The following is a 12255-nucleotide window of genomic DNA, read 5'->3' as shown; positions in this document are numbered from 1 at the left end:
CCCCATGGAATATAGAGCTAAAGCCGCTTAGGTATATTTTTATTATTTCTACTGTCTACTTGACAGGGGGCAGTTCACATTGTGAAGCCTCTTTTATTTTGTGTATAATAGGATTAACCATCTGCTGGAGGTATTTTCCTATGAAAACCTTTAAACTGGTTGGATTGAAAATTGAAAATAAAGCTGAAGACGGCCGATTTGACGAACTTCCTCTTGTAGACGGATTAATCATCAATAAAGAAGACGGCGAAAACTCCTGGCTAATTGAAGCGCTTCTTTCCAAACAGTACCGTCCTTATTTTGAACACCATTGGCAAAGCGGTGAAGATCTCATTTTATTTGCCACCATTACCAAAAAAAATAACCGTCCCGCACAAGTGATCGCCAACGTTCATTCCATCACTCAGTTTGAAGAGCATATTTCGGTTCTTTTTCTTGGAAGACTGTACAGCCGCTCCATAAAGCAGGAAGCGGAAAACATCTTGAGCGAATTGATTGCTCAAGGCCTTTCAGGAAAAAAACTTTTAGAAGCATTCAAAAAACGGATGAATAAATAGCACGGAAACGGAAAAAGAACCGCGGTTTCTTTAAATAGAAAAACAGAAGGCGCATAAGGCCTTCCGTTTTATTGATTTTGATCCTCTTGATTTTCATTATCGTTTATATTTCCGTCATCTTCATTCAGCATATCGTCCGTACCGTTGTTATCGGCTTCGTTTCCATCTTGATTGTCCATATTGTTATCGTCCGCCGGCGGAACTTCTTCATCTAAAGTATTTCCGTCGTTATCTTCATCTGTTGGACCAACATCCTCATTTTCTTCATTTTGATTGTTCTGCGGATCATTATCGCCATTTGCGTTGCATCCGGCGAAAACCATCAAAGAAATCAATGAACTTAATAGTATGAGCAGCCATTTCTTTTTCATGAGCTGGATAACTCCTTTCAATTTTTTACATTCTTAACATGTCCAACAAAACAAATACTATGCATCAATTTGTTCTCATTTTACAAATAGATAGACCAAATCCTTCTATTCGATTGTTTTGCTGTTTTTCTGCGGCGAAACTGATATGCGAAAAATGAATGGGCAAACGCTTCCAAAACTCCTATTGTGTTTCAGAGGTTGCCGACAGATTCACGTTAAAAGGGGAAATAAAAACGTTAATTGCGATTTTGTTCCGGTTGTGAAGCGGCTGGCTCGCACACTGGCAGAGCCGGCAAAGAGGGGGAAGCTAATTGGAGAGTGAAAGCGCAGCCCCAAGCAATGGATCAGCGGGGAAATTCGCTTTGTTTGTGCAGTCCGAGTAAATTCCGAGCATTGTTTCCATTTTCATCGGCAAAAAAATGCATTCGCTTGTCCAGCCTAATCCCCAAATTCCAACATGGCGGAGATTTGGATCCCGACATTTCAAGAAAATGTCATGCCTGTCGAGTATAGGTTCGTTTCCGTAGTGTCGATTCGCTGCAATAATAAAACCGGGCATAGCCCGGATGTTTGGTTGGATTTTAATCTGTCTACTTTAAGGGTAGCATATCAAATTGAACTGCCCCCACTTTTTTATTTCTGTCAAAACTTTATCGGCATCATCCAATTATTTTACCGCAAACGTTAATTCCGCTTCACAGGCAATTTCGCCGTCCACTTTTGCGACGCCCTTCGCTTTTCCGATCGGACCTCGTTGTGCGGTGATTTCTACTTCCAGTTGAAGCTGGTCGCCAGGACGAACCTGCTTTTTAAAGCGGCACTTGTCGATGCCTGCAAACAGCGGGAGTTTGCCTTTCATTTCTTCTTTTTGCAGCATCGCCGCCCCGCCGACTTGCGCCAAAGCTTCTACAATTAAAACACCCGGCATAACGGGATAATCGGGATAATGGCCGCTGAAAAACGGTTCATTGATGGTTACATTTTTTATTCCTACCGCCCGTTTCCCTTCTTCCACCTCGACAATTTTATCAACGAGCAAAAACGGATAGCGATGCGGAAGAATTTCTTTAATTTGTTGAATATCCAGCATTGGAATACCTCCTATTGCATTACGATCAAAGGAAGGAAGCCCCTCCTTTATTTCAAAAAAAGTATAAAATTATTCTTTTTCTTTTTCAACAAGGTCGATGATGTGCTGCCATGTAGACGGTTTGAGGGCATCGAGCGGCTTCCCGTCCCCTAATACGCCGTACCCGACGATGGCGCCGGTTGCAAGGCTGACGGCCATTCCAAGAACGAGCAAAACAAGGCGGAGCCAGATCGGAACGAGGCGGATGCGAACGCGTTTTTTTGTTTTCTCTTTTTCTTCTTGTTTCTTTTTTTTCAGTTCTTCCCGTGTGGGAATATTTAATCTTTGCTCAGCAGCCATCGCAAAAACCCCTTTTTACATAAATCACTCCCCGCTTCCATGCGATGCGGAACACTCGTACTCAGCCTTTCCGAATCCAAAAAGGCAAAAACGGCTTTTCACCGGCTGAAATTGGAGCCTTTATATCAAAATGAAGCGTTCAAAAATACCGCTCTTTTTGAGAAAGCCGTTTATCAGCAAAGCTTCCGAAAGTTCAGCGCATTTTTATCGGACGGAGTTTATCAGACCGAGCATTTGATCGCCCAGTGTTATCGATCTTGCATTCAATTGATAGGAACGCTGAGCCATCAATAAATCCGTCATTTCTTCTGTCAGGTCGACATTGGATGTTTCCAGCGCCCCTTGTTTCATGTTTACTGCAGAGCGAAGGTTTCCTGTTAAATTTGTCAGTACATCGGTTATCGGCACATTCCCTAAATCCTGCAGGCCATACAAATTGTCACCGAGCGATACGATCATGCTCGGCCGATTGAATTGCACAACGCCAATGTTGATGACTTGCGGCAAATCCCCATCATTTTTAGGCAAGGCCGTAATCGTTCCGTCGTTTGAAATGGCCAATTCGCGAAAACGATCGTCCAAGTAGATCGGGTTTTGATTTTCATCGAGCACGCTGTAGCCGTCTTTCGTTACAAGCATCAGCCGGTTTGTGCCGTCATTGGCCGGCGATAAATAAAGGGCGCCGTCCCGCGTATAGCGGATTTGTCCATCGACTTCAACTTGCAAAAATTGATCTTTCTGCAAAAGAGCGACATCCAGTTCCCGGCCTGTGTTCCTTAACGCGCCTTGTTTAAACACCAGCTGCTGATCAAGTTTTGCGCCGGCGCCGAGTCTTAGACCGTATGGTGTTAGCCTCCCTACTTCTCTTTCAACATCTGGCTGGTTGTTAAGTTCCTGTCTCATCAACTCTTGGAAACTTGTGCTTGTTTTTTTATAACCGTTCGTATCGATATTCGCAAGATTATGTCCGATAACGTCTATTTGTCGTTGCAGTTGAGTCATTGTATTGGTTGCGGTTATCATTGATCTCAGCATTTACTGCACCTCCCTGTTAGCCGATGCGGCCGATTTCATTCACTGCTTTGTCCATGCTTCTATCATAAGCCTGAAGGACTTTTTGGTTGGCCTCAAATGTGCGGTAAGCTGTCATCATATCAGTGTAAGCTTTTGCTACATCAACATTGGATCGTTCCAGAAATCCTTGACGGAGTGTATATTGGACATTGCCGATGCCGACAGCGCTTGCAAGCACCGTCCCGTCAGCCGTGCGAAAAAGTCCGTTTCCTTCATTGATCAGATTGCGCACATCTGCGGCAAGCCGAATGTCAATCGTCTGTCCAGTGTCGATCCCGTTTTCGAACACATCGCCTTCAGGGGTAATCGTAAAATCATTGCCGGTAATCACAATCGGTGTTCCGTTCGTGGAAAGAACGTAATTTCCCGCCATCATTAATCGGCCTTCGTTATCGATCGTAAAGTGTCCGTTACGCGTATACTTTACTTCTCCTTCCGGCGTTTGCACAGCAAAAAAGAGGGCGCCTTTCAAATTGGTCTCTTCATGATACGGCACGTTTTCTTCTACGAGTGCCACATCTGTGGGCAAATCGGTCGCATGAATATCGCCTTGAGTAAACTGCGGAATCAGTTCCTGCATATAAGCCCCGGTATTAACGGATCCAATTTGGGCTATTTGGGGGGCGCCATTATGCTTTTCAATCCGCGCTAAAAGCATTTCCGGAAAAGCGCGCATAGCCGATCGGTCGGCCTTATAGCCCGGAGTATTGGCGTTGGCTATATTGTTCGCGAGCATTTCCGCATGACGCTGCTGTGTAAGCATACCGGCCGCCGCCGTATAAAAGCCTCGAAACATTTTTTTCCACCTCATTCATCATTTTCCGACAACTTTCCTATTTTTTATTATAAAGGAGTTTTCTCAGTTTCTCATTAACATTTTTGGATTTTTTTATGGGTCATTCATCATAAAATTGACGCAGGACTTTTTAACCTTTCCGCATTTTGGCCGTGAAAATAGAATATATAAAAAAAGAGTCTGCGTTCAACAGACTCTTATACGAGCTTTTTCTTTGGCAGTTTGTCCATGTTGTCCAACATGATTCCTGTCCCGACTGCAACGCAGTATAACGGATCATCAGCAATGAAAACGGGGACTTTTAATTCTTCGGCCATAAGCTGGTCAAGGCCGTTTAAAAGCGCTCCGCCTCCTGTCAAAATGACTCCGCGGTCAATGATATCAGCCGACAGCTCAGGAGGTGTACGCTCAAGAACGTTCTTGGCCGTTTGGATAATCATTTCGACAGGTTCTTTCAACGCCAGTTCAATTTCTTTTGAGTGGATCGTGATGGTGCGCGGCAATCCCGTCACCATATCACGCCCCCGGATATCAAGTTCTTCATTGCGCGCCCCCGGAAAAACCGTTGCCACTTTCAGTTTAATCTCTTCGGCTGTCCGTTCTCCGATCAAAAGCTTATACTCGCGCTTTATGTAGTTCAAAATTTCTAGGTCAAATTTGTCCCCAGCCACCTTAATGGACGAGGCAGTGACGATATCACCCATTGAAAGGACAGCTACATCGGTTGTCCCGCCGCCAATGTCGACCACCATGTTCCCGCTCGGTTGGAAAATGTCCATCCCTGCTCCAATGGCGGCAACTTTCGGCTCTTCTTCCAAAAATATTTGTTTGCCTCCGCTTTTTTCAGCTGCTTCCCGAATCGCCTTTCGCTCCACTGATGTAATATTTGTCGGGCAGCAAATCAAAATGCGGGGTTTTGACAATATTCCTTTGACGTTCAATTTATTGAGAAAATGCTTTAACATCGTTTCCGTTACGTCAAAATCGGCAATCACCCCGTCTTTTAACGGTCGTATGGCAACAATATTGCCCGGTGTACGCCCCACCATGCGCCTCGCTTCTTCGCCGACGGCCAAAACCTTCCCTGAATTTCTGTCAAGCGCCACAACGGAGGGCTCATTTAACACAATTCCCCTTCCCTTTACATGGATCAGCACATTGGCTGTTCCAAGATCAATCCCTATATCTTTTCCAAACATTCTTTTTGCTCCTCCTTGCCTATCTCACCTACTTTACCCTAATTATATATTCTATCATATCTTTGCATAATCAGTATGATTTTGTAAAAAAAATCGTCAAAATTTTGGGGAATTTGTCACAGGGAAAGGAAATCATTACTTTTTTACCGGCTCCTTTTGAAGCGCCCCTTCCCGCTTATATTTTAATTTTGTTGCTTCTCCTCCGCGCAAATGGCGAATGGATTTATGATAATCCAATATTTTTTTCACTTCATTGGCTAGTTCGGGGTTTATTTCTGGCAGCCTTTCCGTTAAGTCTTTATGGACAGTACTTTTGGAAACGCCAAACTCTTTCGCGATCACGCGAACCGTTTTTCTCGTCTCCACGATATACTTTCCAATCTTGATTGTACGTTCTTTGATGTAATCGTGCACACCACTCGACCTCCCTAGTGTGGATGTGAGAAGTGTGAAATGAGATTCGCATGCGCAGTGAATACAGCGGTGTCATTGATGCAAAATCTGAAGATGGCATTTTTACTATATTGATCCTCTATCTCCACGATCCCTCACCTCAAACACTCTCTCTTTAGGTTTGTAACATTTTATTAGCTTGGTTGAAGATATATGCTTGAAAAGTCAAGAAGGACAAGGGATTTGCGGAAAAAATATTTCCTTGCGGGATCGACACGTGGATAAATCATGGACGGCAAGATCAATCGGGGAATTCCAACAATTATTTTCCGGGAAATTTGTATTTTTGCGGCGAAAAAAAAAATCTGTCCCATTTTCGGAACAGATGATGAATAATTTGTAGAACGGTCAGTTTTTTATAAGATGGCATATTGATAATCTTTTTGATCTGTGATGAACATATGGCCTGGTGCATGAGTAATCATCAATTCCGGCTTGCTGGCCATCGCAACAGCTTGCGGGGTGACGCCGCACGCCCAAAAGACGGGCACTTCTCCTTTCTTTATTTCAACAGCGTCCCCAAAATCCGGTTTAGATAAGTCGCTAATGCCTATTTCTTCCGGATCGCCTATATGCACCGGCGATCCATGGACAGACGGAAATCTTGATGTCACTTGGACTGCTCTAGTAATCTCTTCCCCTTTGAAAGGTCTCATACTGACGACCATTTTTCCGTGGAAAATACCTGCACTTTCACAAGAAATCGATGTTTTGTACATCGGCACATTACAATTTTGTTCGATATGACGGATTGACAAGCCGTTCTCCATCAGCGCCGTTTCAAAAGTGAAGCTGCAGCCGATTAAAAAGGAAACAAAATCGTCGCGCCAGTATTGGTCAATTTGCTCTGCCTCTTCCACTAATTCACCATTTTGATAAATGCGGTATTTCGGCAAATCAAACCGCAAATCAGCCGTTGGAGCCGTTCGCTTCGGCACCGGCGAACCGACGTCGGTCACTTCAAGGAGCGGGCAGGGTTTCGGATTTCTTTGGCAAAACAGCAAAAAATCATAGGCTAAAGTCTTTGGCAAGATGACAAGGTTTGCCTGTGCATAACCGGGCGCTAATCCTGCAGTCGGTTTGTTCCATTCCTTTCTGCGGATCATCGCTCTTGCTTCTGCTGGACTTAACTCCATGTTCACTCCTCCTCACGAAAAAATGATGGATGATGGTACGTTTTGAACATGAGATCTTCTCAGATATGGCCAATCCTCTCCCGCCATCTCTATTGAAAGGCAGGAGGAGAATGAAAAAATGGCTGCGTATCCGCTCTATATTCCCGCACCTGCAGAAATTTGCCGGAGCATTTTTCTCTGATTTTGATAAAGCATTTGGGCTTCCTGAATCGTAACAGGCTTAAAGCGGATTTTCGCCCCGGGTACAGCTTGGGCAACGAACATGAAATCAACGGTGATCACAGTGGCGATCATCGTATACCCGCCAGTTGTTTGCCTGTCAGCCATTAAGATGATCGGCTGGCCGTCCGCCGGAACCTGAATGCCGCCAAGCGGGGTGGCTTCTGACAAAATATCCGCACCTTTTTGATGAGGAATTTTCACACCTTTTAATCGATATCCCATTCGATCGGATTGAGGGGTCACCTCATAGACAGAAGAAAAAAATGTATCGGCCGCTTCTTTGGAAAACGCCGCAATATGTGGGCCTGGCACGACACGGATGACCATGTCCTTTTCGTAATTGGGGATAAGTGAAGGATGAAGCAGCCGCCCAATAGTATTTTTTTCTACTATCCCTTTTCCTATGATGACATCCCCTTTTTGAAGCGCGCGCCCTTTCAACCCTCCTAGAGCAGCTTTCAGATAGGTCGATTTGCTCCCCATCACTTTCGGTACATCGATGCCGCCAGAGATGCTGATATAGGCTCTTGCTCCGCTTTTCAATCCGTTAAAAGTCAATATATCTCCCTTTTTTAGCAAAAAGCTTTTCCAAAGAGGCGCATCTTTCCCATTCACTTGCGGATTAAGGTCTCCGCCGCAAATGGCAATCACGGCATCGCCGGCAGCCTCTAATGACGGACCGACAATGGTTGCTTCCAAAACCGCTTCATCTGGCTCGTTTCCGACCAAAAGATTCGCAATTTGCATAGCGAAAGAATCCATTGCACCGGCCACGACCACCCCGTATTGCTGATAGCCGATTCGTCCCAAATCTTGAACGGTTGTTAATAAGCCGGGCTTTTGCACGTAAAAGATTTCCTTCATCATCTCACCGCTCCGGGTTTGAGGATCATAACCTCTTCCTCCTCTAATCTTTTTCTTAATGCCTGTGCAAAAGCCAACGCCTTCGGTCCGTCTCCGTGAATGCAGACCGTATCTGCTTGAATCGGTATTTCCCGTCCGTCGACAGCGGTTACTTTTCCCTCTTTTACCATACGGATCACTCTTTTGACTGCTTCTTCCGGATCATGGATCATGGCATTTTTCTTAGATCTCGGGGTTAATGTACCGTCAGGCTGATAGGTCCGATCGGCAAATACTTCATGAGCCACCTTCAGCCCCAGTTTTTCTCCTTCTTGGCAAAGGGCGCTTCCAGCGAGGCCGAATAATATCAGCGATTTGTCCACATCCTTTACCGCATGGGCGATCGCTTCCGCTAACGCTTTATTTTTCGCCGCCATATTGTACAAGGCTCCATGCGGCTTTACATGATCCAGTTTCACTCCCTTTGCCGCAGCGACACCGCTCAAGGCTCCGATTTGGTAAACGACCATATTATAGGCTTCCTCAGGAGAAATTTCGACAATTCTTCGCCCGAATCCTGCCAAATCGTTTAATCCGGGATGAGCGCCAATCGCCACGCCAAATTTTTTGGCGAGTTCCACCGTTCGCATCATCACATTATGGTCGCCGGCATGAAAGCCGCAAGCAATGTTTGCGGAAGAAATATAACGGAGCACCTCTTCATCATTGCCGACTTTAAACGCTCCGAAACTTTCTCCTAAATCGCTGTTTAAATCGACAGTCGCCACTTTTTATCTTCCCCTTTTTTCATCAAATTTTATTTTAAAAGCCCCTTTTTCCACTGCAGCTTCTATTTCCGCATATTCTTTTTCCGTAATCGGCGCAAAACGGAGATAATCACCCGCTTTTAGCAAAATCGGTGTGTCCCGCTCCGGGTCATACAGCTTTACAGGCGTTTTCCCGATAATTTGCCATCCGCCCGGCGTTTCGAGCGGGTAAATGCCAGTTTGTTCCCCGGCAATGCCGACAGAACCGGCGGGGATATTGGGTCTGGGAGTTTCTTTTCGCGGTGCCGCAATTCTTTTGTCCATGCCTCCTAAATAAGGAAAGCCGGGGACAAAGCCGAGCATATAAATGAGGTAGTCAGACGAAGAATGAATGTTTACGACTTCTTCTTCTGTCAAACCATTGTATTCCGCAACAAACGGTAAATCCGGCCCTGCCGATCCGCCGTACAAAGTCGGAATTTCGACAACAACCGGCGGCGGCAGCTCCATTCCTTCGGTATTTTCGCCTATTTCCAAAAGCTTCTCTTTCAATTCATCATAAGAAATGACATCGGGGCGGTAAAAAATCGCCAAGGTCGTATAGGCAGGCACCCATTCCAAAATCCCGTCAATCCGGCTTTGTTCAAGGCATAATTGGTATTGGCGGATCTTTTCATGGATCGACGGTGAAATTTCCGTTCCAAATTGCAAGGAAACTGCCGAATCCCCAAGCGGCTGAATAGTGAATGGCAACGTTTCTCCCCCTTTCTTGCACAATCAAATCATATGTTATGAAAACAATTTTTGCAGTTCCTGCACGAAAGTGGTCACTCCTAAGTAGGCTGTCAATAGGACAACTATGCCACCGAACACTGTAAGAAAGAAAGGGTGTTTATAGTCGCCGACGATGGATTTATTATAAGCTGCAAAAAGAACCGCACCCAACCCGATCGGCAAAATCAGCGCGTTAAACGCTCCAGCTAAAATAAGTAATTTAACAGGTTTTCCAATAAATGCAAAAATGATCGTGGAAATGATGATAAAGCCGATAATAAAGCTGGAATGGTTTTGTTCAACTTTCCTAAAAAGCGTCCGCAAAAAGGAAACAGACGTATAGGCTGAACCAATCACGGATGTAATGGAAGCCGCCCACAATACAAGGCCGAAAAACTTATATCCAAGAGTTCCGGCTGCATGCTGGAAGGCTGAAGCCGCCGGATTGCTCGGGTCTAATGAAAAGCCTTTTGACACAACCCCTAAAACTGCAAGAAATATAAGCACACGCATAATCGACGCAATGATAATGCCAAATACAGAGCTTTTCGTCACTTCCGAAAGGTTTTCCTTCCCGGCTATTCCCGCATCCAGCAAGCGATGCCCGCCGGCAAAAGTAATGTACCCCCCAACCGTTCCACCGACAATGGTGATGATTGTAAAGAAATCAATATTTTCCGGCACGAATGTTCTTAAGGCGACCTCTCCCAATGGCGGTTTTGAGACAAAAGCGACATAAAGAGTAAGGAGAATCATTGCGGCGCCCAAATAACGCGTTAATTTGTCCATGGCGATTCCCGCTTCTTTCGATAAAAATACGGCAATGGCCATTACAGCCGTGATGCAGGCGCCAATGCGGGCATCAATTCCGAACAGAACATTTATCCCAAGGCCGGCTCCTCCGATGTTGCCGATATTAAATGCCAACCCGCCAAGCGCAACCGCAAAGGCAAGAAAATAGCCGAGTCCGGGCAACACCATGTTGGCAATATCTTGTCCCCTTTTGGCCGATACGGCAATAATCCGCCAAATATTGATTTGCACTCCTATATCTAATATGACCGATATGAGAATGACAAAAGCAAAACTGGCTAACAGCTGTTCGGTAAAGACGGAAGTTTGCGTCAAAAATCCCGGTCCGATCGCGGATGTCGCCATAATAAAAGCTGCACCCGACATTGCCGACAACTTTCTCCTCCGCTTGTTCTTTTCATTGGCATCCATTGTATCACTCCTTTTACCATCACTAGATGGACAGATAACATTATGTTACCAAAATAAATGGGATCAATCCACTACCCGCTTTCCGACTATCACTAAATCCCGTTCAATGCCATCAAGCTCGGCAACACGCGGAAAATGCCCCCAGTCCGTAAACCCGTGTTTGTAAAACAGCTTGAGGCTCGGGGTGTTGTGGCGAAACACAAAGCCGAGCAAATTTTTTAATTGAAGGGAAGGCGCCGCTTCGATTGCTTTTTGCAAAGCTTGTTGGCCAATCCCTTTGCCGCGGAACTGTTCATCGATGTAAATGCTGATTTCGGCTGTTCCGTTATATGCCGGCCTGCCGTAAAATGATTGAAAACTGAGCCAGCCTGCTGTTTCACCATTTAATGCTATGATCCATAACGGCCTTCTCTCCGGGTTATGCTCGTAAAACCATTGTAGCCGATCCTCCACTGTCACAGGTTCCGTATCTGCTGTCACCATTCTGCTGGGAATCGTAGAATTATATATGTCGATAATTTTCGGCAAATCGTCCAGCACCGCATCCCTTATTGTGATCTTTTCCATCTCTGCTCCCCCCTTTTTGTAGAATGATTTTATTATATTATAAAAAGAGGAATTATCGATCGCCTTTTCTCTTTGCAGCCTACAGCCTTTTGACAAAGGGATCATGCCACCCTAATGATAAATTATAGCAGGCTGATAAAATTGATAGTAAAACTTGTAAGACATTAGGCTTTTTTCTTAATTGGACATCTAAATTATATTGGGCGAACATAATAGTCATTATATGTAATTTGATTTCACCTTCCTGTAAATTTCTTTAAATGAGAGAATTAGGCTTTTCATATCGGAATTTGCTTTTTCCAGACGCAACCCCGAGTAGAAGAAAGATCAGCAAAAGTACATGAATCCGAGCAAAAAAGAAACATATTCTTCACTAAAGAAAAGATTTGATTATTAATCACAAAATGTAAGTGACATTAAGAAGAACAGTATTATATGAAAACTTAGAAATGCTTCAGGCGATGGGTAACTAGGCAGTTCTTTTAAACCATCCTAAAATTGTTATAATGCCGCAAAGATTGTTGCCGATAGATTGTGGCAAAGGTTCGTTCGAAATGAGGACGGGTATCGGTCCTACTGCCGGGATGAAATCATGAAGCGATTTGACTGTCTTAAAAGATTGCGGAAAAATTTTTAAATATTGAAGGCATTAGCATTGCATAAATATAGTTAGAATTTTCTGTTAATTATTTTTTGTGATTTTGTGCCAAAAAGACAAAACCTAAAGAAAGGTGGCACTGCCCATTTGGTAAATATATACAGTTAAACCAGAGCGACAACGACAAAAGGGAGATTATGGACTGGCTCGCCCATCAAATTTTCGCAACCAAACATAAGCTGGTT

Annotated in this window: 14 protein-coding genes; 1 reads left to right on the top strand and 13 read right to left on the bottom strand. The window is 44.5% G+C overall.

Annotation, left to right across the window (positions count from 1 at the left end; translation table 11 throughout):
* The first annotated feature begins 140 nt into the window (after nucleotides 1-140).
* Entirely contained in the window at nucleotides 141-557 is a 417-nt protein-coding gene (locus AC0KTX_RS15735) for a YwpF-like family protein (protein ID WP_474253042.1), read from the top strand.
* 68 nt (nucleotides 558-625) lie between these two features.
* On the opposite strand, the gene AC0KTX_RS15730 is transcribed toward AC0KTX_RS15735, so the two are convergent.
* The 13 genes from AC0KTX_RS15730 to AC0KTX_RS15670 all read right to left on the bottom strand — a co-directional run bounded on the left by AC0KTX_RS15730 (nucleotide 626) and on the right by AC0KTX_RS15670 (nucleotide 11412).
* Nucleotides 626-928 (bottom strand): hypothetical protein, encoded by a 303-nt coding sequence (locus tag AC0KTX_RS15730; protein ID WP_474253041.1) that lies wholly within the window; start codon nucleotides 926-928, stop codon nucleotides 626-628.
* Between the two features lie 667 nt (nucleotides 929-1595).
* Complete coding sequence (gene fabZ, locus AC0KTX_RS15725) at nucleotides 1596-2018, bottom strand: 3-hydroxyacyl-ACP dehydratase FabZ (RefSeq protein WP_474253040.1); 423 nt, start codon at nucleotides 2016-2018, stop codon at nucleotides 1596-1598.
* A 69-nt stretch (nucleotides 2019-2087) separates the two neighbouring features.
* Nucleotides 2088-2357 carry a DNA-directed RNA polymerase subunit beta gene (locus tag AC0KTX_RS15720; RefSeq protein ID WP_474253039.1) on the bottom strand — a complete coding sequence of 90 codons (270 nt, stop codon included), beginning with the start codon at nucleotides 2355-2357 and terminating at the stop codon, nucleotides 2088-2090.
* Nucleotides 2358-2561: 204 nt separating this feature from the next.
* The gene (locus tag AC0KTX_RS15715) at nucleotides 2562-3392 is read right to left on the bottom strand and encodes a flagellar hook-basal body protein (RefSeq protein ID WP_474253038.1); all 831 of its coding nucleotides are present in this window, start codon (nucleotides 3390-3392) and stop codon (nucleotides 2562-2564) included.
* A gap of 16 nt (nucleotides 3393-3408) precedes the next feature.
* The gene (locus AC0KTX_RS15710; protein WP_474253037.1) at nucleotides 3409-4227 is read right to left on the bottom strand and encodes a flagellar hook-basal body protein; all 819 of its coding nucleotides are present in this window, start codon (nucleotides 4225-4227) and stop codon (nucleotides 3409-3411) included.
* A gap of 197 nt (nucleotides 4228-4424) precedes the next feature.
* Nucleotides 4425-5426, bottom strand: a complete 1002-nt coding sequence (gene mreB, locus AC0KTX_RS15705; protein WP_474253036.1) for a rod shape-determining protein MreB — start codon at nucleotides 5424-5426, stop codon at nucleotides 4425-4427.
* A 135-nt stretch (nucleotides 5427-5561) separates the two neighbouring features.
* On the bottom strand, nucleotides 5562-5840 hold the full coding sequence (gene spoIIID / locus AC0KTX_RS15700) for a sporulation transcriptional regulator SpoIIID (RefSeq protein ID WP_474253035.1): 279 nt from the start codon (nucleotides 5838-5840) through the stop codon (nucleotides 5562-5564).
* A 395-nt stretch (nucleotides 5841-6235) separates the two neighbouring features.
* A complete protein-coding gene (locus AC0KTX_RS15695; RefSeq protein WP_474253034.1) occupies nucleotides 6236-7015 on the bottom strand; it encodes a putative hydro-lyase in 780 nt (259 codons plus the stop codon).
* A gap of 135 nt (nucleotides 7016-7150) precedes the next feature.
* Entirely contained in the window at nucleotides 7151-8104 is a 954-nt protein-coding gene (locus AC0KTX_RS15690; RefSeq protein WP_474253033.1) for a 5-oxoprolinase subunit C family protein, read from the bottom strand.
* Nucleotides 8101-8868, bottom strand: a complete 768-nt coding sequence (locus AC0KTX_RS15685; RefSeq protein ID WP_474253032.1) for a LamB/YcsF family protein — start codon at nucleotides 8866-8868, stop codon at nucleotides 8101-8103. The genes AC0KTX_RS15690 and AC0KTX_RS15685 overlap by 4 nt, the downstream gene beginning before the upstream one ends.
* Nucleotides 8869-8871: 3 nt before the next feature.
* Nucleotides 8872-9600, bottom strand: a complete 729-nt coding sequence (gene pxpB / locus AC0KTX_RS15680) for a 5-oxoprolinase subunit PxpB (RefSeq protein WP_474253031.1) — start codon at nucleotides 9598-9600, stop codon at nucleotides 8872-8874.
* 36 nt (nucleotides 9601-9636) lie between these two features.
* Nucleotides 9637-10845 (bottom strand): NRAMP family divalent metal transporter, encoded by a 1209-nt coding sequence (locus AC0KTX_RS15675; RefSeq protein WP_474253030.1) that lies wholly within the window; start codon nucleotides 10843-10845, stop codon nucleotides 9637-9639.
* A gap of 63 nt (nucleotides 10846-10908) precedes the next feature.
* The gene (locus AC0KTX_RS15670; protein ID WP_474253029.1) at nucleotides 10909-11412 is read right to left on the bottom strand and encodes an N-acetyltransferase family protein; all 504 of its coding nucleotides are present in this window, start codon (nucleotides 11410-11412) and stop codon (nucleotides 10909-10911) included.
* Nucleotides 11413-12255 lie beyond the last annotated feature (843 nt).

The organism is Aeribacillus sp. JST-2 (genome assembly GCF_056032925.1).
Note: the sequence above shows the minus strand (reverse complement) of the source record. Positions and strands in the feature narration are given on the sequence as shown.

Bases quoted from the DNA above. Each gene is read 5' to 3' on its own strand.
- AC0KTX_RS15720 (WP_474253039.1), bottom strand. From the start codon at position 2,357: ATGGCTGCTGAGCAAAGATTAAATATTCCCACACGGGAAGAACTGAAA.
- AC0KTX_RS15715 (WP_474253038.1), bottom strand. From the start codon at position 3,392: ATGCTGAGATCAATGATAACCGCAACCAATACAATGACTCAACTGCAA.
- AC0KTX_RS15675 (WP_474253030.1), bottom strand. From the start codon at position 10,845: ATGGATGCCAATGAAAAGAACAAGCGGAGGAGAAAGTTGTCGGCAATG.
- mreB (WP_474253036.1), bottom strand. From the start codon at position 5,426: ATGTTTGGAAAAGATATAGGGATTGATCTTGGAACAGCCAATGTGCTG.
- fabZ (WP_474253040.1), bottom strand. From the start codon at position 2,018: ATGCTGGATATTCAACAAATTAAAGAAATTCTTCCGCATCGCTATCCG.
- AC0KTX_RS15670 (WP_474253029.1), bottom strand. From the start codon at position 11,412: ATGGAAAAGATCACAATAAGGGATGCGGTGCTGGACGATTTGCCGAAA.
- AC0KTX_RS15695 (WP_474253034.1), bottom strand. From the start codon at position 7,015: ATGGAGTTAAGTCCAGCAGAAGCAAGAGCGATGATCCGCAGAAAGGAA.
- AC0KTX_RS15710 (WP_474253037.1), bottom strand. From the start codon at position 4,227: ATGTTTCGAGGCTTTTATACGGCGGCGGCCGGTATGCTTACACAGCAG.
- AC0KTX_RS15690 (WP_474253033.1), bottom strand. From the start codon at position 8,104: ATGATGAAGGAAATCTTTTACGTGCAAAAGCCCGGCTTATTAACAACC.
- AC0KTX_RS15730 (WP_474253041.1), bottom strand. From the start codon at position 928: ATGAAAAAGAAATGGCTGCTCATACTATTAAGTTCATTGATTTCTTTG.
- AC0KTX_RS15735 (WP_474253042.1), top strand. From the start codon at position 141: ATGAAAACCTTTAAACTGGTTGGATTGAAAATTGAAAATAAAGCTGAA.